Origin of the sequence: Azospirillum sp. A1-3, from assembly GCF_023806445.1 — a bacterium.
Classification (GTDB): domain Bacteria; phylum Pseudomonadota; class Alphaproteobacteria; order Azospirillales; family Azospirillaceae; genus Azospirillum.
Genome location: NZ_JAMSLU010000004.1, coordinates 30,477 through 55,137 on the forward strand (window position 1 = coordinate 30,477; position 24,661 = coordinate 55,137).

Below are 24,661 nucleotides of genomic sequence, written 5' to 3' on the forward strand. Positions count from 1 at the left end.
GGAGCATCAGCCGCGCACCGCACTCCTGAAGGCGGCCGCCAGTCCAGCGAGTGCTTCGCGCGGTCTTCCATCCTTCACCCTGGTATGCAAAACCACGGGCAAGCGCGGCAAGGCTGGAAGCCCGAGCCTGGAGCCAACATCGACGGCGCCAAATGGCACCATGCGCGGAGACAATGCCGCGATACCCAGCCCGGCCGTGACGGCCGCCGCCACCGCGGTCACACCGCCGCCAACGAAGATCTCCGTCCAAGGCATGCCGGCCGCGTCGAGCAGTTGCCCGGCCAATGCCCGTACCCCACAGGGCTCCGCCATGGTGGCAATTGGCAGAGGTTCGTCCGCACGATGCTGCCAGCTCGGCGCCGCGAACCAGCCGAACTGTTCCTCGGCAAGGAGTTGGCCGTCGTTGCGCCCCGCATGCAGGCGGACGATTACGGTGTCGAGTTCCCGTCGGTCGAAGCTCTGAAGCAGGTCCCCCGACGATCCAATCCGGATTTCGATCACCAACTGCGGGTCCTGCGCGTTCATCCGGGCAATCAATGCGGGAAGCTCCGGTCCCGCCACATGGTCGCTGATGCCGATGCCGATTCGTTGGCGCCCCTGGCTCAGGGAGGCGAGTGCGCGATCATGCGCCTCAAGCAGGTCGCGGGCGTGATCGAGAAAGGTGGCGCCGCGTGGCGACAACTGCACATACCGCGGGGTCCGTTCGAACAGGCGGCACCCCAGTCTTTCTTCGAGACGTTTCAGCTTCAGGCTGACTGCGGCTTGCGTGGTGCGCATGGCTTCGGCCGCGCGCGTAAAGCTCTCCAGTTCGGCGATTCGCACGAAGGCCCGAACCGCATCGAGGTCGAGAGGTTGGTCCATCATTTCTAACCGTTATCTTAGATATAAGACATCATATCATACGGAAATGACTGATCCGCGGCTATTCTGAATGAGGACGTCATGGAAAGGAAATGCGATGCCGCTCGTTCATATCTCCCTACGCACTGGAAAGCCTGAATCCTACCGACAGGCAATCTTCGACGGCCTTTACCGTGCGATGCATGAAACCTTCAATGTGCCGGAAGACGATCAATTCATGACCATCACCGAGCATGACGCGGTGAACTTCCGCTACAGCTCGGCTTATCTTGGCGTGTCGCGAGGGGATGACCTCGTCTACATCCAGATCACGGCGAACAATACCCGCACTGTCGAGCAGAAAAAGGCATTGTTCGCGCGGATCGTGGAAATACTCGGCGAGGATCCAGGCATCCGGCCGCAGGACGTGTTCGTGAACATCGTAGAAGTGGCGAAAGAGAACTGGTCGCTCGGCAACGGCGTTGCGCATTACGCCTGAGGCAAAGACCGACACTCCGGATCAGGCAATCGTGGCCCCCTGGTCACCTGCCGCGGCTCACTATGCGAAAGCCGGGGCGGTGTGGCCCGGGGTCTTGATGCCGGACACAGAACTTACGTCTGCGGCCCGCAATAGGCGGTCCCATCCTCCGCCCGTGCCGGCTTGTCCAAATATATGCCTTGCCGCGGGATGGCGATGCTGTCGAACTCGTCGGCCAGCCGATGCAGGGCGGTTCGCATCTCGGCTCCGTGCATCGGTTCGCCATGGCCGGTGATGACCAATTCCGGTTCCAGGGCCGCCAGCCGGGCGACCGACTCCCGCGCCTTGTTCCATTCCACGGTGAAGTACATGGGCGGTCCGTGCATTTCCGCCCGCTGAACCGCCACCGCATAGGCCGACTCCTGCCCCGTGGTGACGAAAGCATCGCCAACGACCATCGAGCGGTCCCGTTCCCGCCAGAGGGAGACATGGCCGACGCTGTGCCCCGGCGTATGAACCCAGCGCCAGCCCGGCATCACCGGCACCGATCCATCCTCCGGCAAGGCCCGCAGGCGGGAGCCGACGTCCACCGGCTTGCGCGGATAGAAGCGCGCCAATGCCGCCATGGCACCGCCGCCGACCGACGGATCTCCCGGCGGATAGGCGGCTTGGCCGTTGAGATAGGGGTGCTCCAGCGGGTGGGCGTAGACCGGGGCATCCCACTCCTCCGCCAGATCCGCCAGCGTCCCGACATGGTCGAAATGGCCGTGGGTCATGACGATGGCGGCAGGGCGGGAGTCGCGGCCGAACCGCTCCGCCGCCGCGCTGCGGATGAAGCCCTTGGTGCCGATCAGTCCGGTGTCGATCAGCACCCATTCGCGGTCGCCGGCTCGCGGCGGACCCCAGAACACCACATTGACGATGCCGAGCCGCCGATAGGCGAGGTCGGGCGCGATCTCGTGCGTATGGTCGTTGCGCAGCGCGTCGAGAGCCGGATCGATCGCGCTGCTGTCTTCCGACAAGGGGATTTGCGTGGCCATGGTCGTTCCTCTCCTGCCCGTGTCTTACGACAACAGCATGGAGCGGTGCTTGTCCTGCGATCCCCTGCCGGTCCAGCTCTTTACGGCATGAACTGACCGCCATTCACGTCCAGCACCTGCCCGGTGATGTAGCCGGAGCAGGCGTGGGAGGCAAAGAACAGGAAGGTCGGGGCGCATTCCTCCGGCTTGCCGAAGCGGCCCATCGGAATGCCGGTCGACACGCGGGCCTTGGCCGCTTCATCCTTGTCGGCATGGAAGGCGGTGTCGAAGGTGCCCGGCGACACGGTGTTGAAGCGGATGCCTTCCTTGGTGTGGAAGGCGACCCAATTCTTCTGGATGTTGTGCAGCCACGCCTTGGCCGCCCCATACAGCCCGGCTCCCGGTCCGCCGCCGGTGTATCCGGCGACTGACCCGACCAGGATCACCGACGCCGTCTGACCGCTGTCCTTGGCCGACTGCCGCAGATGGGGCAGGGCATGCTTGGTGGTCATCAAGGCGGAGCGGGCGTTCAGGTCGGTCACCGCGTCGAAGAACTCGTCGTCGATCTCCTCCAGCGGCTTGCGGGCGACCAGCCCGCCGGCATTGTTGATCAGAACGTCGATGCCGCCGAACCGTTCGGCGAAGGCGTCCACCACTGCTTTGCAGGCGGTGCTGTCGCTCAGATCGCCGGCGAAGAAGGCGGCTTCGCCGCCCGCCTGCTCCATCGCGGCCAGGGTGGAGTCGAGATCGGCCGGCGCCTTGCGGCCGTTGATGCCGACCTTGGCGCCGCAGCGGGCGAAAGCCTGAGCCGCGGCCAGCCCGATCCCCTGGGTCGAGCCGGTGATGAGGACGCGGCGGCCCTTCAGATCGTCGAACATGGACAGGTTCCTTGTTGTCAGGCTTGGTTCATCTGGTTTGGTTCAGGGGACCAGCGGTGCCGGCCCGCTGGCTCTCCGTCCGGTGGGCGCGCCAGCGCTTCACCAGCGGCAGCAGCAGGGTCAGGATGGCGACGGTCAGAAGAACCACAGTGATCGGCCGGGTGTAGAGGAAGTCGTAGCTTCCGCCCGACAGCGACAGCGCCCGGCGGAAATTGGCCTCCGCCATCGGTCCCATGATCAGCGCCAGCACCACTGGAGAGGCCGGGAAGTCCCACTTCTGCATGAAGTATCCGGCGACACCTGCCGCCAGCATGATCCAGATGTCGAACAGGCTGTTGTTGATGGCATAGGTGCCGACGATGCACAGAACGAGGATCACCGGCGTCAGCACCGACTTCGGCATCTGCAGGACGCGGCCCATGAAGCGCAGCGATCCCAGCCCGATCACCAGCATGGCGACGTAACAGAACAGCATGCCGGCGAACAGGGTGAAGACCAGATCCGCATGCTCCTTCAGCAGCAGTGGCCCCGGCTGCAGCCCCTGCAGCGTCAGCGCGCCCAGCATCACCGCCGTCACCGCGTCACCCGGAATGCCCAGCGTCAGCATGGTCAGCAGCGCGCCGCCGGTGCAGCCGTTGGCGCCGGCTTCGCACGCGGCGACACCGGCCAGTTCGCCCTTGCCGTAGTTCTCCGGCGTCCGGCTGAACCGCTTGGCCTCGTTGTAGGCGACATAGGCGGCAATGTCGGCGCCGGCACCCGGAATGATGCCGATCACAATGCCGAGGCCGGAGGAGCGCGCCACCGTGCCCAGCATGCGGCGGTAGGTCGGCCAATCCGGCAGAATGCGGCCCAGCGCCGCCGCCATGCCCAGGCGGACCTTCGGGTCTTCCAGCGTCTTGAAGGCTTCGGCCGCGGCGAACAGGCCGATCATCACCGGGATGAACGGGACGTTGAACAGCTCTGTATAGCCGCCGGTGTAGCGGGGAAAGCCGTCCATCGGGTCCATGCCGACGGTGGCGATCAGCAGCCCGAGGAAGCCGGCGATCAGCCCCTTGATGACCGAGCGGCCGGAGATGCTGGCGATGATGCTCAACCCGAAGACGGCCAGCGCGAAGCTCTCCGGCGCGCTGAACTCAAGGGCGAAGCCGGCCAGGATCGGGGCCATGAAGATCAGCACGATGATGCTGGCGGTGCCACCCAGGAAGGAGGACAGCGTCGCCGTGCCGAGCGCCACGCCGGCCATGCCCTTTCTTGTCAGTTCGAAGCCATCCATCGCCGTGGCGGCGGCGGCTGGGGTGCCGGGGATGCGCAGCAGGATCGCCGTCACCGACCCGCCATAGACGCCGCCGAAGAAGACGCCGGAAATCATCAGCAGGCCGGACACCGGGTCCATGCCGAAGGTGAAGGGCAGCAGGATGGCGACGCCCATGGTCGCGGTCAGGCCGGGCAGGGCACCGATGACGATGCCCAGCGCCACACCGACCAGTGCCAGAAGCAACGCCAGCGGGTTCGCGGCCAGCGTGGCGAAGCCGCCCATCAGAAGATTGAGTTCATGCATGGCGGCTGTCTCCCACCGGGCAAGGGGTGGTAACGGGAAGGGGGCGGCTGGTCATTCGAACAGGCTCCCCACCGGCAGCGGTACTTGCAGCAGGTAATGGAAAACGCCATAGACCAGCGCGGTCACCCCGACCGCCAGAACCGGATTCCACACCGGGCTGCGCTGTCCCATCAGCGCCATGATGACCGCCATGTAGACGGCGGTGGCCGGGCCATAGCCGACCTGCTCCATGGCGGCGATGCAGGCGCCGGTCGCCAGCATGCCCAGCGCGACACCGGCATAACCGGCAATGCCGACCGGCGCCTGCCCATCGGCGGCGGGGGCGGTGGGTGCACGCAGCGTGTTGGCAATCAGGATCAGGCACAGCAGGATCAGCGCGCCGGCGTGGATGATGGGGAAGCGCGCGGCGCCGACATCGGCGGCGAGCATGCTTTTCGGAAAATCGGATGTCGCGGCGATGGCCGATGCGGCGACCGCGATCAGAACGACGGAGATCACCAGGTTGGCGAACTTGGTCGTCAGCGGCATGGCGATGCCGGAATCGTCGCTGGAGCCGGGGCGGTCGCTCCCGGCGGGCGGGTTGCTCATGGTCCGGTCTCCTCAACCGATGAAGAAACCCCGGCGGCGAACCGCCGGGGGCTGCGTCGGTCAGGCTTTACTTCGCCATGCCCAGCTTGGTCATCAGGCCCTTGAAGAAGGCGTTGTCCTTCTGCATGACCTGGCCGAACTCCGGACCGTCGGCATAGGCCCAGGTCAGGTTCATCTTGGCCAGCTGGTCGCGGAAGCCCTGGTCCTCCGCCGCGGCCTTGCTGGCGGTGCGCAGGGTTTCAACCACCGCGGCCGGGGTCTTCTTCGGCACGACGATGCCGCGCCAGGTGGCGACGGACAGATCGATGCCCTTCTCCTTCAGCGTGGGCACGTCGGGGAAGGCCTTCTGGCGCTGGTCGGCCATGACGGCCAGCATGCGCAGCTGGCCGGCGGCGAGCTGGCTCGACACCTCGGCCGGGCTGACCGAAACCGCCTCGATATGGCCACCCAACAGCGAGGTCACCGCCGGGTTCGCGCCGTCGAAGGGGACATGGTTGAAGGTCGTGCCGGTCTTTTCCTGCATCGCTTCGGCAGCAAGGTGCCAGATGGCGCCGGTGCCGGAGTTGCCGATGCGCACCTTGCCGGGATTGGCCTTGGCGTAGTCCAGGAATTCCTCGATCGTCTTCCAGGGCGCGTCGGCCTTGACCGTGATGGCGCTCGGCTCCGCATTCAGGCGGGCGATGGGCGTGAAGTCGTCCACGGTGAAGCGGGCGACACCCATATGCGGCAGCAGGGTGATCTCCACCGTGCCCATGCCGATCTTGTAGCCGTCGGGACGGGCGGCCATGATCTCGGTGAGGCCGACGGCGCCGCCGCCGCCGGTCTTGTTGACCACGCCCATCGACTGCGGCAGGTGCTTCTTCGCCGCGTCGGCGAAGGCACGGGCGACGAGGTCGGTGCCGCCGCCGGCGGCGTAGGGGACGATCAACTCGATCGGCTTGGTAGGATAGTCGGCGGCAAAGGCCGCACCGGGCAGGGTCGCGGCTCCGGCGATCAGCACGCCCGCGGACAGGCCGACCGTCAGTGCACGGCGGGAAAGGCGATTGGTAACCTTCATGGGATTCCCTCTAAGGTGCGCCGGCGTGTGCGCCGGTCGTTGGGTGATGAAAATGGAAGGTGAATTCAGCGGGCGACGGTCCCATCCGCCCAAGCCTGGGCGAAGCGGGCCGCACGGGCGGCCAAGTCGGCAACCGGCAAGCCCGGGCTGTAGAGGGCGGAGCCAAGACCGAAGCCGGCGGCACCCGCAACCCGGTAAGGCTGCATGGTATCGGGCGTGATTCCGCCGACGGGGAGCAGCCGCACGCTGTGCGGAACCACCGCCCGCAGAGCCTTCACCACCGGCGGGGTGATCTGCTCCGCCGGGAACAGCTTCAGCGCATCGGCGCCGGCGGCGAGCGCCGCGAAGGCCTCCGTCGCGGTGGCGACACCGGGAACACAGATCATCGACCGCGACTTGGCGGCGCGGATGATCGCGGTGTCCGCGTGCGGCATCACCACCAGATCGGCGCCAATGGCGGCCAGCCTGTCGACCTGATCCAGCGCCAGGACCGTCCCGGCTCCGACAAGCGCATCCCGCGGCAGGGCGCGGCGGATGGATTCGATGCTGTCGAACGGATCGGGCGAGTTCAGCGGCACCTCGATCAGGCGGAAGCCGGCGTCATAGAGCGCATTGGCCGCAGGCACGGCCTCCGCCGGAGTGAGGCCGCGCAGGATCGCGACCAGCGGCAGGGCGGCGAAGGCGGCGTCGACGCGGGCGGAAAGCGAAAGCTCTGTCATGGTGCGCTCTTGAATCTGGAGGGCGTGGCCGAAGCGGAGGGCAGCAGTCCGGCCGCCGCGGCGAACTGGAACAGGCCGCGGGGTGCGGTATTGCCAAGCTGCGCGGCAGGCGTGGTGCCGAAGGCGGCCAAGCCGCGGCTGTAGCGGCGGCAAAGCGCCGGATCGCCGATCAGCAGCAGCGGGGTGTTGGCCGGCATCTCCGCCAGAAGAGCCAGTCCGGACCGTAGTTCGTGCCCGATCAGCAGGCCCGACAGATAATGCGCCAGCGCCTCCGGCGGCAGGCGCTTGGTCAGCCCCAGCGTGCGGGTGGCGAACAGCTGGTGCGGCAGGTCGCCCGGACCGGCCGATTGCGCGGCCCGGATGCCGATGGCGAAGGCCGCCTCCTCATCCTCCGGCGTCGCGTCGACCCCGGCCGGCATCAGACGGCCGAGCAGGGAGTGCGTCTTCAGGACCGCGAACAGTTCACCCGTCATGTAGGTGGAGAAGCCGGCGATGCGGCCGTCGGCGACCTGGACCCACTTGGAATGGGTGCCGGGCATCGCGACGCAGGCGTTGCGCGCCCAACCGGCATTCTCGGCCAGTGCACCGGCGATCTGGATTTCCTCGCCCCGCATCACATCGGGAATCGCAGTGGCGGGGACGCCGCCGTCGGGATCGTGCAGGACGCCCGGCGCAATCAGGATCTGGCGGCCGGCCGCCGTCTCGACCCGCGCCGCTTGGTCCGCCAGCGTCGTTGCGTCGGCCGGCGTGGTGACATAGGGCGCCTCGACCCAACCTTGGGCGCTGCCGACCATGCCGCCGGCCACCACCGGCAGGGTGGGGTGGGCATCCAGCCAGTCGCCGCACAGAAGGGTCAATGCCGCATCGAAGCCCGCGGCGCCGGGCTGCGGCAGGTTCTGAATGCCGTGCCCGTTCGACCGCTCGGCCAGAATGCGGGCGGAGCCGTCCAGCAGGAAGCCGCGCAGGCTCGACGTGCCCCAATCCAGCGCGATCAGCGCAGGGCGGTCGGAGGTGATTCCGGCAGAGGAGGTTACGGTGCGGTCCATCCCAGATCCTTGGAAATTGCCTCCGCCGTCGCGCGGACCAGCGGTCCCAGCGTCGCCATGCGGTCGTCAGGCATGTAGGGGACGGCGCTGGCGACGCTGACCGCCGCCACCACCAGATTCCGGCCGTCGCGCACCGGTGCGGCGACGCAGCGGATGCCGAGTTCGTTCTCTTCCAAATCCATCGTCCATCCCTGGGCGACGTAGCGGGTCAGTTGTTCCTCGAACACCGGCAGGTCCGCCGGACGCGGGCGGCCGGCGGGCAACTCTGCCGGGCAGGTCATCGCATGGAGCACCCGCCAGCGCGCCGGCGGCATCCCAAGCATCAGCGCCTTGCCCAGTCCGGTGGAGGCGAGCGGCATACGCTGTCCGGTGCGCGACCGCATTTCCAACCCGCGGGTGCCAGGGATCTTGTCGAGGTAGAACACCTCGCCATTCTCCTCGACGCCGAGGTGGACGGTGTCGCCGGTGGCCTGAGCCAGTGCCTCGATATGCGGGCGGGCGATGGCGACCAGCGGGCGCTGTTCCAGCGCCTTCATGCCGAGTTGGATGAGCTTGGGTCCCAGAAGGTAGCCCTTGTAGGGGATGTGGTGGAGATAGCCCTCCGCCACCAGACTGGTGAGCATGCGGTTGGTGGTGCTGCGCGGGGTGCCGAGCCGTGCTGCGATGCCCTTCACGTCGCCGATGCCGTCCGCCACGCATTCCAGCAGCGCAAGTCCGCGCAGCAGGGTCTGTGTTCCGGTGCCCTGGGTCCTTCCGGCATCAGCCTCCTGCTCTGTCGCTCCCATCGCCGCGCTCATGGTTTGTTTGACCACCATTGATCTCCCGATGCTGGCGCATGTGCCAAAGTGTGTCAAATAATTTCCCATAGTACCAAATAGTGGGACATTTGTGGCGGCGACGAACGGTCGCGGCTCCCTTCGGAGCGCTGCGAAATCCATGATCGCGCTTTCAAATTCCTGTCGTATCGGTCAGAAAAGGAAACATGCCGGGACCGGCGGATATGGTCCTGTACAAAACAGCAATTCTGGGAGAACCAACCATGCGTCTCACCGTCCTTTCCTTCGTCAGCGCGACGGCGCTGCTGGCCGGCTTCGGCACGGCGCAGGCCGACATCGTGATTGGACTCGGCACGGCGACCACGGGGCCGGTGGCGGCACTGGGTGAGCAGTCGGTGTATGGCGCCAAGCAGGCGGTCGCGGACATCAACGCCAAGGGCGGCGTGCTGGGCCAGAAGCTGGTGCTGAAGGTGGGCGACGACGCCTGCGACCCGCGGCAGGCGGTGGCCGTCGCCAACCAGTTCGTGCGCGATCAGGTTACCGCCGTGGTCGGCCATCTCTGCTCCGGCGCCAGCATCCCGGCGGCCGACGTCTACCAGGAGGAAGGCGTGGTGATGGTCACCCCGACCGCCACCAACCCGCTGCTGACCGCCAAGGGCCATCAGAACATCTTCCGCGTCTGCGGCCGTGACGACCAGCAGGGCGTGGTTGCCGGCAATTATCTGGCCGAGCACTTCAAGGGCAAGAACATCGCCGTGCTGGACGACAAGCAGGCCTATGGCAAGGGGCTGGCCGACGTCGTGGTGCAGACGCTGGAGAAGGCGGGTGGCAAGGTCGCCTATCGCGGGTCGGTGACGGCCGGCGAGAAGGACTTCTCGGCGCTGATCACCAGCCTGAAGGACAAGAACATCGATGCCGTCTATTATGGCGGCTACCATCCGGAACTTGGTCTGATCGTCCGTCAGGCGCAGGAGCAGGGGCTGAAGCCGCAGTTCATCGCCGGCGACGGCCTGAACAACCAGGAATACTGGTCGATCACCGGTCCGGCCGGCGAGGGCACGCTCTACACCGACAGCGCGTCGGCGGCCAGCGATCCCAAGGCGCAGGAACTGATCGCCTCCTTCAAGAAGGCCGGCCTGCCGGAACCGGGCAACTTCGCCTTCTACAGCTATGCCGCGGTCCAGGTCATCGCCGAGGGCCTGCAGAAGTCCGGCGGCACCGACAGCGGGAAGCTGGCGAAGGCCCTGCACGCCAACAGCTTCGACACTGTTGTCGGGCCGGTGGAGTTCGACAAGAAGGGTGACATCACCAAGCCGAACTACGTCATGTATGTCTGGAGCAACGGCCAGCCCAAGATGATTGCCCAGAAGTAACAGGGTTCCAGAGCCGGCCCAGCCTCAGGCATGGGCCGGCTCTTCTGTGGCTGTGAGTTCCGACTTCGTCACGTATTTGTGGATGAAGTCTTCGACAGGCATCGGCCGATCGAAATAATAGCCCTGGAAGATCGTGCAACCGCGGTCTTCCAGGAAGTCCCGTTCGGCTGCTGTCTCCACCCCTTCCGCCACCGCCTTCAGGCCGAGCCGGCTGGCAATCGACAGCATCGTCTCCACCAGCACGGCATTGTGGCTGTTGCGGTCGACATCCTGAACGAAGGAGCGGTCGATCTTGATTTCCCCCACCGGCAACTGTTTCAGGTAGGACAGCGACGAGAAGCCGGTGCCGAAATCGTCCAGCGAGAAGGCAATCCCGAAGGCCGCCAGTTCCGACATCTTGGCGACGGTGTCGGCGCAGTCGCTGACGGCGATGCCCTCGGTGATCTCCAGCGTCAGACGGCGCGGGTCGGTGCGGGTGGCGCGCAGGGCGGCGATGACGCCCGCGCAGAAAGTCTGCTGACGGAACTGGCGCGGGCTGATGTTGACCGACAGGTGGCAGTCGCTGCCGGCATCGGCCAGACGGCGCAGCACATGACAGGCTTCCAGCAGGATCCAGTCGCCCAGCGGCAGGATCAGACCGGACTCCTCCGCCACCGCGATGAAGGCGCCGGGGGCGACGAAGCCGCGCTGCGGATGCTGCCAGCGGATCAGCGCCTCCGCCGCCACCAGCGTGCCGTCGGCCCGGGTCTGCGGCTGCAGGAACAGGGTGAATTCCCCGGCATCGACGGCCTTGCGCAAATCCTGCTGCAGCAGCAGACGCGCCTGGGCGTCCACCAGCATGGTGGGGTCATAGTCGCGGATGGTGTTCCGTCCGCCGTCCTTGGCGGCATACATGGCGGTGTCCGCCTGTTTCAGCAGGTCCTCCACCGATTCGTCCGGCGACTTTGGAAAGACGGTCAGGCCGATGCTGGCGAAGATGCAGTGTTCGCAACGGTCGAGCTGGAAGGGCTGGGCCACCGCCATCCGCAGCTTTTCCGCCACCCGCCGGGCGATCTCCGCCACCTCGTCCGCCGTCGCACCCAGGTCGGGGAGAAGGATGACGAACTCGTCGCCGCTCAGCCGGCTGACCAGATCGCCCTTGCGCAGGGTGGCGTTCAGCCGCGCCGCCAGTTCGCGCAGCAGCATGTCGCCGACGATGTGGCCGCGGGCGTCGTTCAGTCCCTTGAAATCGTAGAGGTCGAGGAACATCAGCGCGCCATAGCGGCCGGTCTGGCGCGCCGCTCGCAGATGACCGTCGAGATACTCGAGCAGCAGGCGGCGGTTCGGCAGGTCGGTCAGCGGGTCGTAGTAGGCGAGCTTTTCGATTTGCCGCTCCGTCCGCTTCCGTTCGGTGACGTCCATCACCACGGTCAGGTAGCCGCGCACCGAGCCGCCGCTGTCGCGCAGCATGCTGGTCAGGGTGGAAACGGAAATACGCGCGCCATCCCTGCGCAGTCCGGTCCATTCGCCGGGCTCGGGCTGGCCGCAGTCGCGGGTGCGGGCGACCAGCGCATCGAAACCCGCCCGCACCGGCCGGCCCAGTTCGGTGGAAAGGATGTCGGCATGGGCGCGCAGTTCATCCTGGTCGTACAGGCGCGGCAGGTCGGTGGAGCCGACGATCTCCTCCGACGGATAGCCGAAGATGCGCTCCGCTTCGCGGTTGAAGACGCGGACGACGCCGTCCAGCGTGGTGGCGATGATGCCGCAGGCCGCGCTCTCCAGGATGCCGGTGTTCAGCGACAGGCTGTCCTTCAACGCCTCGCGGCTGGCATAGGTCTCGGTCACGTCCTGGAAGACCATGACGACGCCGTGCAGCGCGCCATCGTGGTCGCGGATGGGGGACGCCATGTCGGCGATGTGGCTGCGGCTGCCGTCGCGCGCCACCAGCACCGTGTGGTTGGCGAGGCCGACCATCTGGCCGTTCTCCAGCACCTGCTGGACCGGGACCGGCACCCGTTGCCCCGTCTCGGCATTCTCGATGTCGAACACCTCGGCGACCGGTCGGCCGACCGCTTCGGCCACCGTCCAGCCGGTCAGGCGTTCCGCCACCGGATTCATCAGGGCAACGTGGCCGGCGGTGTCGGTGGCGATCAGCCCGTCGCCGATCGACAGCAGCGTGACGCGCGCCTGCTCCTTCTCCCGCCACAGGTCGCGCTGGGAACTGTGCAGGGCATCATAGGGATGGTGCACGGCGGTGACGAACACGGCCCGGTACAGGTACCAGTAGCCGATGACCTTGTAGATGTGCCCGGCCACATTGGCGAGGTCGTAGACGCTGAGATAGAGCGTGAAGCACATCTCGCTGATCGCGATGGCGACGGCGGCGATGACAAGGCGATGGACATCCAGAGTCCGCGTCTCGCGCCGCCGGCGGTGGAAAATCAAGGCGGCGCCGGCATAGAGAAGAACCAGCGCATATTCGGCCGCCACCTTCAGCGGCGTCAGCCCCTGGCCGGGCAGATAGGTGCGCGGCAGCAGGTCCGGGTACCACAGGATGGCGACGAACAGCGCGGCGGTCGCCAGCAGAACCCCGACGATCAGCGGATAGCGCAGAGCCGCCGATCCCGGACGCCAGGGCAAGGTCGCCGCCATCAGCAGGGCGATCGCCGCCATCAGCCGGGCGCCGAGCCAGAAGGCGATGGCTTTCTCCGGCCCCGACGGCGTCACGAAGTCGGGCATTCCCGCATAGGACAGCAGATGACCGAAGTCGAGCAGCGCCACGCCGAGGAAGCCGGTGGACAGGGCCAGCAGGGCCGGCGGAGTCTCGGCGGTGTGGGAATGCCAGCCGATGGCGAAGATCAGGGCGGCGACGGCGATGGCGAAGGTTTCGAAGAAGGTATGCAGCGGCAGGTAATGCGCGATTTCCATCGAACCGGGGAGACGGGCGGCCTGAAGGACCAGCAGGAAGGGGATGGAGAGGATGATGAGCGTCGCGATGGCGCCGGGCGGCTTCGTGCGACCCTGCAGCGCCCCCGTCTTCGCCGGACCTGTTGAAGTCATTCCGTCCCCCCTGGCCGCTTGGTCGGTCGCCCGGTTCGCGGTGTTATACCTCTTTTGCGTATATTAGAGCTTAACGGTTCCGACAGTCCATGCTCCGCCGCCTTCCGCCGTTCCGAAGGTCTGAAACACCGTGAAACATCTCCGCGGCGACTGTTCAATGTTCCATCCGCCGGGATCGGCGGGGGAGGTCGGGGCTTTGCGGAGGTGGCGCATGCGGGGGCCTTCGGGGCAGGTGAGGGGGAGGGCATTTTACCCCAGCCGGGGAGGGCTTGCGGCAGCGGCAGAGAAAATGCGCCGCAAGTTACTGTATTATAAAGAGAAATATCGGTTGCTCGGTAGTGGGCCATTGTCCCGGCCCCGGTTCCGGTCGGGCATATGGGGGAGCGGCGTCAGGTCGATTGCCGGTCTGGCCTTCCACCCTTATCCTCGACCGGGTCGGGCCTGTCGACCAATCGGGAAAGAAGGCGCATGTTCATCGCGATGAACCGTTTCAAGGTCCGCCACGGGGCCGAGCAGGAATTCGAAGAGGTCTGGCTGAACCGCGAGGTCCATCTGCACAAGGTGCCGGGCTTCGTCGAATTCCATATGCTGCGCGGCCCGGATCGCGAAGAGTACCGGCTCTACACCTCCCACACCGTGTGGGACTCGGAAGCCGCTTTCCAGGCCTGGACGCGGTCGGAGGCCTTCCGCAACGCCCATGGCAACGCCGGCGCGCGCAAGCCGCTGTATGTCGGGCCGCCGGAGTTCGAAGGGTTCGAAGTGATCCAGACCGTGCCGCGCGATCCGAACGCCTGACCCCAAAACATTTGAACCGACGGGAGGAAGACCCATGCTGGAGTTGGTGATCGAGCAGCGGCGAAAGAGCCTCGGCGGATTCGAAGTGGGGCGGGTGCTGCCCTTCGTTCAGCGGCGGATGGTCGGCCCCTTCGTCTTCTTCGACCATATGGGGCCGGTCGATTTCGAGCCGGGCCTTCCCCGCGATGTCGACGTGCGTCCCCACCCGCACATCGGGCTGTCGACCGTCACCTACCTGTTCGAGGGCGAGATCATGCACCGCGACAGCGTGGGCTCCGAACAGGCGATCCGGCCGGGGGAGGTGAACTGGATGACCGCCGGGCGCGGTATCACCCATTCCGAACGGTTCGAGCGCGCGCGGGTGGAAGGCGGGCGGATGCACGGAATCCAGGCCTGGGTCGCCCTGCCCGAAGCGGACGAGGAGACCGACCCGGCCTTCAGCCATTACGGCACCGGCGACCTGCCTTTCTTCGAGGAGGGCGGCGTGCGCGGCCGGCTGGTGGCGGGTGAGGCGTTCGGCTCCAAGGCGGAGGTGAAGACCCATTCGCCGCTGTTCTACATCCACTGGGATCTCGCCCCCGGCGCCCGCGTGTCCTTGCCGGAAGACGGGTGGGAGCGCGCTGTCTATGTGGTGGCGGGGAGCGTGGAGGCCGAGGGTCGGCGCGTCGAGGCCGGCCGGATGATCGTCTTCGCTCCCGGCCAGCCGGCACTGCTGACCGCCGCCACGCAGTCGATCGTCATGGCGATCGGCGGCGAGCCGCTGGGCCAGCGCTTCATCGATTGGAACTTCGTGTCGTCGTCGAAGGAGCGCATCGAACAGGCCAAGGCAGACTGGCGGGCGGGGCGGATGAAACTGCCGGACCTGGACAACGGCGAATTCATTCCGCTGCCGGAGATGCCGAAGCCGGCCAATCCGATGTCGTGATTTGGATGACAAGTTACCGAAGCTACTGGTGGCATTCCTGAAATTGAGAAGGAAAAGTGGAGTGCCTTATGGGGACCAATCGCTGCGAAGCGATTGTGCCGCTGGTTTTGTTTGCCGACTGGATTTTGCGAATTCTAGTGAAGGATAGTTTTCGATCTCATTCTGTAAGGCATTGAGCTATGATGGATTTAGCATTTCTTTCTCCAATGCATTCATGTTTTTTATAAATGTCTTATGCGTTGTGCAGGCGGGCAAACAAAAACTTAGTCTCTATACAAAATGCTCTTTGAAACACCAGAGCAGAACAAAGCCTTGCAAGCTCATGGCGCATTCTCCTGTCGTTGTCCTACATCCGTATTGTTGTCGATAAAAAAGAACAGATTTGCGCTGATTGCCGCATTCCATGTATGGGGAGGCTATGTATATACTCAAAGGAGCTTGTTCTGACTTTAATCAACTATTTGGAGAGTTAATATGACTGCTTACACCATAAATAATGGAGCGACATTCGATGTGAAGCAATATCTTCACCCAATGACGAATTCAAGGTTTGTGGTTGCAGTGATAGCGGTGTTGCCGATAATTTTATGGATCGCTTACATGAGTTTTAATAACCGCATATTCTTTATCTTTGTAAGTGCATATACAGCTCTATTGTTTCTGGCGATTTGGATTGGTATGGAGTTTACGAAAGCGCTACTTGTCGGAAACGCAGTGAAAGTAGGACATGATAACTTTCCACAGATCGCAACCATATTGGAATCTGTAAAAGATAAGATTGGGTATCATAAGGATGTGGAGATATACATCGTAGAGAGTGGAACTGTGAACATGATACTGCACAGATTCTTTTCGACAAAATTTATTGTGATACATTCATCCTTTGTCGAATCTTGCGACTCGGCCAAAAATTATCGAGACATAGAATGGGCAATAGCGAGATTTGTTGGGTACATGAAAGTAAAAAAAGACCACTATTTCCCAATCGTTTTTGAAATAATGGAGGCCATCAAGAAATTTCCGATTCTGAATTTGCTTGTTTTGCCTTATGAACGTTGCATTATATATTCTGGTGACAGAATTGGTCTGGCGCTTTGCGGTGAGGTGGAAGCGGCAATTACAGGAATTAGCAAGCTACTGATTGGAAAAGCGCTATACGGAAAAGTTTCCAGTGATACATTTATTTTCCAATCTCGTATTGTAAACAGTAGCTTTTTTGCTGGCGTCGCACGATTCTTTTCTTCTTACCCTCATATGACTGACCGCTATTTGAATATCATGGCATTCGTGAAGGAAACGGTTCCGGAGCATTATCTGGAATTTGTCACCAAGCACCACATTGACAGAGTTAAGCTTGAAGAAGCGCTCAGAGACCGTCACGGAAGATAGATGGAAAATATGCCCTAAGAGATTTAGGCGTACGTCAATGTAAAAATCTTCAACTCGATGTCGAGATCCGGCTGCACAGGGGGCATCGGAGCAGCCCCCTGCGCAGCAACCGTTCAGACGTGGAAGCTCTCACCGCAGCCGCAGCGGCCCTTCTCGTTCGGATTCTTAAAGACGAAGCCGGTCTGGAACTTGTCGTCGACATAGTCCATCTCGCTGCCGATCAGGAACATGACGGCGGCCGGGTCGATCAGGACGGTGACGCCCTTATCCTCCACCACCTCGTCGAACTTCAGCTTTTCCTTGGCATACTGAACGTCATAGCTGAGGCCGGAGCAGCCGCGCGCCTTCACGCCGATGCGCAGGCCGACGACCTCGTCGTTGGCCTTGGACATCAGCGCCTTGACGCGATCCGCGGCGGCGTCGGTGATCGTGAGCGCCTTGGGCAGGGAACGGGCCATGGTGACGGTCTCCTAAATACTGCTCAGAACATATCCAGTTGAAGGCGGGCTTCTTCGGACATCATGCCCTGGTGCCAGGGGGGCTCCCACACCAGTTCGATCTTGACCTCGTTGACGTCCTCAACGCCCAGCACGGCCTGACGGACCTGCTCCGGCAGTTCGCCGGCCACCGGACACATGGGGCTGGTCAGCGTCATATCAATCTCGACATTGCGCTGGCCATCCATGTCCACACGGTAGATCAGGCCGAGTTCCCAGATATCGACCGGAATTTCGGGGTCGTAGCAGGTCTTGATGGCCGCCACGACGCGATCCATGATCTCCTCCCGCGGGTCGTAGCCCTCGGGCGGCTTGGGCATCGGCGCGAAGTCCTTGGACTCGGAAGCCTCGCTCGCGGCCTGGACCTTCAACTGCGCCTCGGCTTCGGCCGGGTTCGGGGCGATCGGGCGCTGCGTCAGTGCTTCATCGGGCATTTCGATCCCCCTTCCCTCAATACTGGTCGCTGGAGGCCGCAGCCTCGCCGTGGAGTGCCGCATTCATCGCGTGCCAAGCCAGCGTCGCGCACTTCACCCGCACCGGGAACTGGCGCACGCCGGACATCACCATCAGCTTTTCCATCGTCTCGTCATCGACACCCTCGGGGATGTCGGGCTCGTCCTGGGTGCACAGCTCGTGGAAGGCGTGGAAGAGTTTCTCCGCCTCCGCCGCGGTCTTGCCGCGCACCAGTTCCGTCATCATCGAGGCGCTGGCGGTGGAGATGGCGCAGCCGCGGCCCTGGAAGGCCACGTCGTCGACCACCCCGTCCTTCAGGGTCAGATAGACCATGAATCGGTCGCCGCACATCGGGTTCTCGCCCTTCGCTTCGCGATTGGCGTCGTCGGGATGGCGGAAGTTGCGGGGATTCTTGCCGTGGTCCAGGATCACTTCCTGATACAGCTCGCGCAGATCGTCCATCATGCTCCGAAGAACTCCTTGACCGCCTGGAGGGACTGGACGAGGGCGTCGGCTTCCTCCCGCGTGTTGTACAGGCCGAAAGAGGCGCGGACGGTCGGTCCGACGCTGAACCGCTCGGCCAGCGGCTCGGCGCAATGGCGACCGACGCGCACGGCGACGCCATACTGGTCGACGATGGTGCCGACATCGTGCGGGTGCACGCCCTCCAGCGCGAAGGAGATGATCGGCCCCTTGCCGGGCGCGGTGCCGACGATGCGCAGGCCGTCGATCTGCGACAGCTGCTGCGTCGCGTATTGCAGCAGGTCGTGTTCGTGCGCGGCGATGGCGTCGCGGCCGAGGGATTCGACATAGTCGATGGCGGCGCCCAGGCCGATGACCTCGGTGATCGGCGGGGTGCCGGCCTCGAAGCGCGACGGCGGGGCCTTGAAGGTGGTGCCTTCGAAGGTGACGCTCTCGATCATGTCGCCGCCGCCCTGGTAGGGAGGCATCTTCTTCAAGAGGTCGTACTTGCCGTACAGCACGCCGAGGCCAGTCGGGCCATAGAGCTTGTGCGCGGTGAAGACGTAGAAGTCGGCGTCGATGTCCTGCACGTCCACCGGGCCATGGACCACCGCCTGGCTGCCGTCGAACAGGACGGGCACGCCGCGCTCATGCGCCAGCTTGGCGATGGCTTTGGCCGGGGTGACGGTGCCCAGCACGTTGGAGCAGTGGGTGATCGCCACCAGCTTCGTGCGGTCGGACAGCAGGTCCTTGTAGGCATCCATGTCGAGGACGCCGTCCTCGTCGCAGGGCACGACCTTGATGACGATCTTCTTCTCGGCCTGGAGCAGCTGCCACGGAACGATGTTCGCGTGGTGCTCCATGATCGACAGGATGACCTCGTCGCCTTCGTTCAGGAAGGTTCGGCCATAGCTGGCGGCCACGAGGTTGATCGCCTCGGTCGAGCTGCGGGTGAAGACGATGCAGCGGTCGTTCGGCGCATTCAGGAAGCGCGCGACCTTGGTACGCACCGCCTCGAACTGGTCGGTCGCGGTCTGCGACAGGAAATGAACGCCGCGGTGGATGTTGGAGTAATCCTCTTCCAGGAAGCGGGTCATGGCCTGGATGACCTGACGCGGCTTCTGGGCGGACGCCCCGCTGTCCAGATAGACCAGCGGCTTGCCGGGCTTTCCCTTCCTGGCGTGGACGCTGCGGGCGAGGATCGGGAAATCCTCCCGCACCCGCTGCACGTCGTAGGCTTGGTTCAGGATGGCATCGGACATGGTTACTTCTGCTCCTCCAGCCAGCCGGCCACGATCTCCTGGAAGGCGTCGCGGATCGACTCCTCGGCGATCTCCTCAAGGGATTCCGACAGGAATGCGCCGATCAGCAGGCCTTGGGCGGTGTCGCGGTCGATGCCGCGGGCGCGCAGGTAGAACAGCGCGTCGTCGTCCAACTCGCCCGCCGTGCAGCCATGGCTGCACTTCACATCGTCGGCATGGATTTCCAGTTCCGGCTTGCTGTCGATCTCGGCGCCGTCGGACAGCAGCAGGGCGCGGTTCAGCTGGTAGCCGTCGGTCTTCTGCGCGTCGGGGCAGACCGTGATCTTGCCCTGGAACACCGCGCGTGCCGTGTCGTCGATGACGCCCTTGTAGACCTCGCGGCTGGTGCCGTTCGGCTGGGCGTGGACGATCAGCGTGGTGGTGTCGGCATGCTGGGTGCCGCGGACCAGATAGCCGCCGCTGACATGGGTGCGGGCGTCGGTACCGTCGAGGCGGCTGACCACCTCGTTGCGCGACAGCCTGGCACCCGTCGTCAGGATGAAGTTGTCGTAGCAGCCGCCGGTCGCCACCGTCGCCGCGATGTGCGACAGGTGGATGGCGCCGGTACCTTCGCGCTGCGACTTGTAATGGTGCAGGGTGGCGCCTTCGCCGACGAACACCTCGGTGACGTGGTTCGCCAGCGTGGTGCCGGCGCCGCGGCCGACATGGTGTTCGACCACCACCGCCTTCGAGCCAGCCTCTGCGATCAGCAGGCTGCGCGGGTGGCAGGAGGTCGCCTGCGCCTCCGACCCGACCGAGACGAAGACCAGCTCGATGGGGCGTTCGACCTGGACGCCGGCCGGCACATGCAGGACCGCACCATCGGCGAGATAGGCGCTGTTCAGCGCCACCAGCGGCCGGTCGTCCGCCGCGGCGAGGCGGCCGATGTGGTCGGCCAGCAGGCCGGAATGGGTGGTCAGCGCGGCGTCGAGGCTCAGCAGTTCGACGCGCGGCGGCAGCCCGTCGACCGACGACAGGTCGGCGCGGAAGCGGCCGTCGACGAAGACCAGACGCGGGCCGTCCTGCCCCTCGGCCCGTACGGTCGGCAGCAGGTCGATGGTGGCCGCGGCCGGGGCGGCGGGCTGGAAGCTGAGCTTGGCAAGGTCGCGCAGGTTGGTGTAGCGCCAGCTCTCGTTCTTGATCGTCGGCAGGCCGACGGCGGCGAAGCGCTCACGCCCGGCGGCGCGCAGCTCGGTCAGCCAGGACAGGCCGCTGCCGGGCAGGCCGGCGCCCACCTGATCGAGCGGCGCCAGGAAGGCCGGCGCTGTCGCCGGATCGGCGCCGCGCGTCGAGTAGGTCATCGGGTGAAGGGGGGAGTTGGGGGCCGTCATCACGCCGCCTCGCTCGCGCCGAAGTCGCGGTAGCCGTTCTTTTCCAACTCCAACGCCAGTTCCTTGCCGCCCGACTTCACGATGCGGCCGGCGGCCAGCACATGGACATAGTCGGGAACGATGTAGTCGAGCAGGCGCTGGTAGTGGGTGATGACCAGCATCGACCGCTCCGGCGAACGCAGCGCGTTGACGCCCTCGGCGACGATCTTCAGCGCGTCGATGTCGAGGCCGCTGTCCGTCTCGTCGAGGATGGCGAATTTCGGTTCCAGGACCGCCATCTGCAGGGTCTCGTTGCGCTTCTTCTCACCGCCGGAGAAGCCGACATTGACCGCGCGCTTCAGCATCTCGTCGTTCATGCCGAGCGCCTTGGTCTTCTCGCGGATCAGCTTGAGGAACTGCATGGCGTCCAGTTCCTTCTCGCCGCGATGCTTGCGGATGGCGTTGATCGCGGTCTTCAGGAAGGTGGTGTTGCCGACGCCGGGGATTTCGACCGGATATTGGAAAGCCAGGAAGACGCCCTCGGCAGCGCGTTCTTCCGGCTCCATCGCCAGCAGGTCCTTGCCGTAATAGGTGACCGAGCCTTCCGTGACCTCGTAGCCGTCGCGGCCGGCGAGGACGTAGGACATGGTGCTCTTGCCGGCGCCGTTCGGCCCCATGATGGCGTGGACCTCGCCCGGGCGGATGGTCAGGTCGACGCCCTTGAGGATTTCCTTGCCGTCCACGGTGGCGTGCAGGTTCTTGATTTCGATCATCGTCTTCGCCTCGTTGTCTTCTTCAGGCCGCCGGCACGCCGTCCGGTCTTCACGTTCTGTCGGTTGGGTCTTAGCCCACGCTGCCTTCCAGGCTGATGCCCACCAGCTTCTGCGCCTCCACGGCGAATTCCATCGGGAGTTCCTTCAGGACCTCCTTGCAGAAGCCGTTGACGATCAGGGACACCGCGTCCTCTTCCGAGATGCCGCGCTGGCGGCAGTAGAAGAGCTGGTCCTCGCTGATCTTCGCCGTCGTCGCCTCATGCTCGATGCGGGCGGAGCGGTTGCGGCTCTCGATGTAGGGAACCGTGTGGGCGCCGCACTTGTCGCCGATCAGCAGGCTGTCGCACTGGGTGTGGTTGCGCGCACCCTCCGCCCTGGGCAGGATCTTCACCAAGCCACGGTAGGTCTGCTGCGCCTTGCCGGCCGAGATCCCCTTCGACACGATCGTAGAACGGGTGTTCTTGCCGATGTGGATCATCTTGGTGCCGGTGTCGGCCTGCTGGAAGTTGTTGGTGATGGCGACCGAATAGAACTCGCCCACCGAATTGTCGCCCTGCAGGATGCAGCTCGGATATTTCCAGGTGATCGCCGAGCCGGTTTCGACCTGTGTCCAGGAGATCTTGGAATTCTTGCCGCGGCAGGCGCCACGCTTGGTGACGAAGTTGTAGATACCGCCGACGCCTTCCTCGTTGCCGGGATACCAGTTCTGGACCGTCGAATACTTGATGGTCGCGTCGTCCAGCGCCACCAACTCAACCACGGCGGCGTGCAGCTGGTTCTCGTCGCGCTTCGGCGCCGTGCAGCCTTCCAGATAGCTGACGTGGGCGCCCTCGTCGGCGATGATCAGCGTCCGCTCGAACTGGCCGGTGTTGGCCTGGTTGATGCGGAAATAGGTCGACAGCTCCATCGGGCAGCGCACGCCCTTGGGGATGTAGACGAAGCTGCCGTCGGTGAAGACTGCGCAGTTCAGCGTCGCATAATAGTTGTCTGTGTAGGGCACCACCGAGCCGAGATACTTCTTCACCAACTCCGGATGCTTCTGCACCGCCTCGGAGATCGCGCAGAAGATGATGCCCATCTCCTCCAGCTTCGCCTTGAAGGTGGTGGCGACCGACACGCTGTCGAACACAGCGTCCACGGCGATGGCCGGGCTCTTGCCCTCGGATCCTTCGACGCCGGCCAGGATCTCCTGCTCACGCAGCGGGATGCCCAGCTTCTCGTAGGTCTTCAGCAGTTCGGGATCGACCTCGTCCAGCGACTTCGGCCCGGCCTTCTTCTTCGGCGCGGCATAGTAATGCGCGTCCTGATAGTCGATCGGCGGGAAGCTGACGGCGGCCCATTGCGGCTCCTCCATCGTCTGCCAGACGCGGAAAGCCTTCAGACGCCATTCCAGCAGCCACTCCGGCTCCTCCTTCTTGGCGGAGATGAAGCGGACGATGTCCTCGTTCAGGCCCTTCGGCGCGACGTCGGCCTCGATGTCGGTCGTGAAGCCGTACTTGTACTTCTGCTCCGTGACGGCGCGGACCTGCTCGACGGTTTCCGGTTGGGCGGCCATGGCTTTGCCTCGTCCTTCTCAAGAATGCTGTTCGGTGCGCGCCGTTCAGTGCGCAGGGCGGGCCGGCTGGGCGGCTGTGGAGTTCGTTGCGGCTGCCGGGGCGGGGAAGGTGATGGGGGCCATCATGTCGGCCAGCGTCACCTCCTCCAGCGCGCCGCGAATGGCGCGGTTCACCTTTTCCCAACCGCCGCGCATGGGGCAAAGTTGCTCCACCCCGCATTGGCTGTCGGCACCGTCGACGCAGGCGGTCAGCGCGATGGGACCGTCGAGCGCCGTGATGATTTCCGCGATGGAGATTGCATCGGCCGGCCGGCTCAGCGCATAACCGCCAGCAGCCCCGCGTTGCGAGGTGGTGAGCCCCGCCGGCGTCATCGTCTTCATCAGCTTGGCGACGGTGGGGGCGGGAACGCCGGTGCGGTCGGCCAGATGGGCGACGGTATGGACCGTGCCGACCTGGCGTGCCATCTCGCTCAACACGACGATGGCATAGTCGGTCAGCTTGCTCAGCCGGATCATGCCCACACCCCGTTTCACCCCGGTTTCGAATACAGGACCAATTTAGTCCTGATTGCTCCGGGGGGCAAGGGGCGTTTGTCGATTGGAGTGCAGGGTTTCTGCCGGTTTGACGGGTTTGCATGGCTGATGCGCCGTCAATACCCGTCAACGCTGCTTGGTTATAGCGCCGCTCCTGTCACCACGCTACAGCGAAGCCGCAGCCTTCCCGTCGAAGTGCGACGGTTTGTCGCGGGATGACACGGCACGCTGAATGCGGAAAACCCCGCGCCGGTGGCGGCGCGGGGTTGGTCCGGCAAAGTTCGGGCTGGCGGTCAGCCCGGCTTCTTCACTTCCGCGCGGGCGGCGTCGGTGGCGTCCGACACGACGTCATGCAGGTCTTCCTTCACCGACTCCACCACCGTGTCGGCCGCAGCCTGGGCGGCGCGGGTGCCGCGGTCCAGCGCGTCCATGGCGATGGACTTGGCGCGCTCGGTCGCCTCGTCGGCATACTCGCCGACCCACTGCTTCTCATAGCGGGTGCCCGGCAGGGCGGCGCCGATGGCCGCACCCAGCGCCACGCCCATGGCGCCGGCGACGATGGGATGGTCCTCCACGAGGTCCCAGAAGCCGGTCGACATGTCATGCGCACGGTGGCGCAGATGGTCGGTCGACGGTGCCATCGAGGACAGGCGCGACATGCCGCGGCTGGCATAGGACTGGGATTGCCGCTGGCCCTGAATGTCGCCCTGGCCCGTCCGGTGGTCGCCGTCCGAACCGCCCATCATGCCGCTGACCCTGTCCGAGGCGCTGTCGTAGGCGGAGCCGACCGCGCCCGAGGCGCTGTCATAGGCGGAACTGGCGGCGTTGCGGACGCTCTCGCTGGCGCCGCTCAGCGATTCGCGGGCGTAGTCAACGGCGTCGCCCATGCGGTGGCGGGCGTTGCGGACGGTGCTGGACCGGGCGATGCGGCGGTCGTAACCCGTGCTCGACAGCGCCAGCCAACCCAGCCCGATGCCGACCAGGGCCAGCGGGATCGGGTTGCTGGTCACGTTGTCCAGCATCGATCCCGACGATCGGGACTGCGACTGCCGGTAATGGACGGTCTGGCCGCTTTCATAGCGGTCGGACTGCTGCGACGGCGAATAGGTATGCTTCATGGAATTCTCCATCAGGGATTGGGGAGACCACCGCGTCAGTCTGTCGCGCAGACGGGAGCTGCGGTCGCGCAGCGCCTCGACGGTGCCGCCGATGCGCGCGCGGCTGGCGCGGATGTCGCCCTCCAGGGCGTCGAGATCCTGCGGCCCGGTTTCGGATTTACGAACGTCGTCCGTCATC

24 protein-coding genes are annotated in these 24,661 nt (G+C 64.8%); 5 read left to right on the forward strand and 19 right to left on the reverse strand.

Annotation, left to right across the window (positions count from 1 at the left end):
* Window positions 1–6: 6 nt before the first annotated feature.
* Entirely contained in the window at window positions 7–864 is an 858-nt protein-coding gene (locus tag M5E06_RS21605) for a LysR family transcriptional regulator (protein WP_252139956.1), read from the reverse strand.
* Between the two features lie 94 nt (window positions 865–958).
* Here M5E06_RS21605 and M5E06_RS21610 point away from each other — a divergent pair, with 94 nt between their 5' ends.
* On the forward strand, window positions 959–1,339 hold the full coding sequence (locus M5E06_RS21610; RefSeq protein WP_252139957.1) for a tautomerase family protein: 381 nt from the start codon (window positions 959–961) through the stop codon (window positions 1,337–1,339).
* Window positions 1,340–1,452: 113 nt separating this feature from the next.
* Here the strand turns inward: M5E06_RS21610 and M5E06_RS21615 are convergent, their stop codons facing one another.
* The 8 genes from M5E06_RS21615 to M5E06_RS21650 all read right to left on the reverse strand — a co-directional run bounded on the left by M5E06_RS21615 (window position 1,453) and on the right by M5E06_RS21650 (window position 8,998).
* Window positions 1,453–2,358, reverse strand: coding sequence for an MBL fold metallo-hydrolase (locus M5E06_RS21615; RefSeq protein ID WP_252139958.1), 906 nt, complete (start codon window positions 2,356–2,358; stop codon window positions 1,453–1,455).
* 80 nt (window positions 2,359–2,438) lie between these two features.
* On the reverse strand, window positions 2,439–3,215 hold the full coding sequence (locus tag M5E06_RS21620; protein WP_252139959.1) for an SDR family NAD(P)-dependent oxidoreductase: 777 nt from the start codon (window positions 3,213–3,215) through the stop codon (window positions 2,439–2,441).
* A 28-nt stretch (window positions 3,216–3,243) separates the two neighbouring features.
* Window positions 3,244–4,773, reverse strand: a complete 1,530-nt coding sequence (locus M5E06_RS21625; RefSeq protein ID WP_252139960.1) for a tripartite tricarboxylate transporter permease — start codon at window positions 4,771–4,773, stop codon at window positions 3,244–3,246.
* 51 nt (window positions 4,774–4,824) lie between these two features.
* Window positions 4,825–5,361, reverse strand: coding sequence for a tripartite tricarboxylate transporter TctB family protein (locus M5E06_RS21630; protein ID WP_252139961.1), 537 nt, complete (start codon window positions 5,359–5,361; stop codon window positions 4,825–4,827).
* 67 nt (window positions 5,362–5,428) lie between these two features.
* The gene (locus M5E06_RS21635; RefSeq protein ID WP_109150023.1) at window positions 5,429–6,418 is read right to left on the reverse strand and encodes a tripartite tricarboxylate transporter substrate binding protein; all 990 of its coding nucleotides are present in this window, start codon (window positions 6,416–6,418) and stop codon (window positions 5,429–5,431) included.
* Between the two features lie 65 nt (window positions 6,419–6,483).
* A complete protein-coding gene (locus M5E06_RS21640) occupies window positions 6,484–7,137 on the reverse strand; it encodes a 2-dehydro-3-deoxy-6-phosphogalactonate aldolase (RefSeq protein WP_252139962.1) in 654 nt (217 codons plus the stop codon).
* Window positions 7,134–8,183, reverse strand: coding sequence for a 2-dehydro-3-deoxygalactonokinase (locus tag M5E06_RS21645; protein WP_252139963.1), 1,050 nt, complete (start codon window positions 8,181–8,183; stop codon window positions 7,134–7,136). Before M5E06_RS21645 ends, M5E06_RS21640 begins: the two co-directional genes overlap by 4 nt.
* Window positions 8,168–8,998 (reverse strand): IclR family transcriptional regulator, encoded by an 831-nt coding sequence (locus M5E06_RS21650; RefSeq protein WP_252139964.1) that lies wholly within the window; start codon window positions 8,996–8,998, stop codon window positions 8,168–8,170. Before M5E06_RS21650 ends, M5E06_RS21645 begins: the two co-directional genes overlap by 16 nt.
* 224 nt (window positions 8,999–9,222) lie before the next feature.
* On the opposite strand from M5E06_RS21650, the gene M5E06_RS21655 reads away from it, so the two are divergent.
* Window positions 9,223–10,332, forward strand: coding sequence for an ABC transporter substrate-binding protein (locus M5E06_RS21655; protein ID WP_109150019.1), 1,110 nt, complete (start codon window positions 9,223–9,225; stop codon window positions 10,330–10,332).
* Between the two features lie 24 nt (window positions 10,333–10,356).
* Here the strand turns inward: M5E06_RS21655 and M5E06_RS21660 are convergent, their stop codons facing one another.
* The gene (locus M5E06_RS21660) at window positions 10,357–13,371 is read right to left on the reverse strand and encodes a bifunctional diguanylate cyclase/phosphodiesterase (RefSeq protein WP_252139965.1); all 3,015 of its coding nucleotides are present in this window, start codon (window positions 13,369–13,371) and stop codon (window positions 10,357–10,359) included.
* A 468-nt stretch (window positions 13,372–13,839) separates the two neighbouring features.
* On the opposite strand from M5E06_RS21660, the gene hmuQ reads away from it, so the two are divergent.
* The 3 genes from hmuQ (at window position 13,840) to M5E06_RS21675 (ending at window position 16,480) form a co-directional block, all read left to right on the forward strand.
* A complete protein-coding gene (hmuQ, locus tag M5E06_RS21665) occupies window positions 13,840–14,166 on the forward strand; it encodes a heme-degrading protein HmuQ (RefSeq protein ID WP_252139966.1) in 327 nt (108 codons plus the stop codon).
* A 34-nt stretch (window positions 14,167–14,200) separates the two neighbouring features.
* Window positions 14,201–15,091: a pirin family protein gene (locus M5E06_RS21670; protein WP_252139967.1), complete on the forward strand. Its 891-nt coding sequence runs from the start codon at window positions 14,201–14,203 to the stop codon at window positions 15,089–15,091.
* 474 nt (window positions 15,092–15,565) lie between these two features.
* Window positions 15,566–16,480, forward strand: coding sequence for a M48 family metallopeptidase (locus M5E06_RS21675; RefSeq protein WP_252139968.1), 915 nt, complete (start codon window positions 15,566–15,568; stop codon window positions 16,478–16,480).
* A 113-nt stretch (window positions 16,481–16,593) separates the two neighbouring features.
* On the opposite strand, the gene M5E06_RS21680 is transcribed toward M5E06_RS21675, so the two are convergent.
* From M5E06_RS21680 to M5E06_RS21720, 9 genes are all read right to left on the reverse strand, one after another.
* Entirely contained in the window at window positions 16,594–16,938 is a 345-nt protein-coding gene (locus M5E06_RS21680; protein WP_109074695.1) for a HesB/IscA family protein, read from the reverse strand.
* Window positions 16,939–16,961: 23 nt separating this feature from the next.
* Complete coding sequence (locus M5E06_RS21685) at window positions 16,962–17,411, reverse strand: iron-sulfur cluster assembly protein (RefSeq protein WP_252139969.1); 450 nt, start codon at window positions 17,409–17,411, stop codon at window positions 16,962–16,964.
* 16 nt (window positions 17,412–17,427) lie between these two features.
* On the reverse strand, window positions 17,428–17,895 hold the full coding sequence (gene sufU / locus M5E06_RS21690; RefSeq protein ID WP_085085654.1) for a Fe-S cluster assembly sulfur transfer protein SufU: 468 nt from the start codon (window positions 17,893–17,895) through the stop codon (window positions 17,428–17,430).
* Window positions 17,892–19,154, reverse strand: a complete 1,263-nt coding sequence (locus M5E06_RS21695) for a cysteine desulfurase (protein ID WP_252139970.1) — start codon at window positions 19,152–19,154, stop codon at window positions 17,892–17,894. The genes sufU and M5E06_RS21695 overlap by 4 nt, the downstream gene beginning before the upstream one ends.
* Before the next feature lie 2 nt (window positions 19,155–19,156).
* Window positions 19,157–20,524: a Fe-S cluster assembly protein SufD gene (gene sufD, locus M5E06_RS21700; RefSeq protein ID WP_252139971.1), complete on the reverse strand. Its 1,368-nt coding sequence runs from the start codon at window positions 20,522–20,524 to the stop codon at window positions 19,157–19,159.
* Window positions 20,524–21,276, reverse strand: a complete 753-nt coding sequence (sufC, locus tag M5E06_RS21705) for a Fe-S cluster assembly ATPase SufC (protein ID WP_109150011.1) — start codon at window positions 21,274–21,276, stop codon at window positions 20,524–20,526. Before sufC ends, sufD begins: the two co-directional genes overlap by 1 nt.
* A gap of 70 nt (window positions 21,277–21,346) precedes the next feature.
* A complete protein-coding gene (gene sufB, locus M5E06_RS21710; RefSeq protein ID WP_252139972.1) occupies window positions 21,347–22,831 on the reverse strand; it encodes a Fe-S cluster assembly protein SufB in 1,485 nt (494 codons plus the stop codon).
* Between the two features lie 45 nt (window positions 22,832–22,876).
* Window positions 22,877–23,347 (reverse strand): SUF system Fe-S cluster assembly regulator, encoded by a 471-nt coding sequence (locus M5E06_RS21715; RefSeq protein WP_109074701.1) that lies wholly within the window; start codon window positions 23,345–23,347, stop codon window positions 22,877–22,879.
* Between the two features lie 311 nt (window positions 23,348–23,658).
* Window positions 23,659–24,660, reverse strand: coding sequence for a hypothetical protein (locus M5E06_RS21720; protein ID WP_109150009.1), 1,002 nt, complete (start codon window positions 24,658–24,660; stop codon window positions 23,659–23,661).
* Window position 24,661 lies beyond the last annotated feature (1 nt).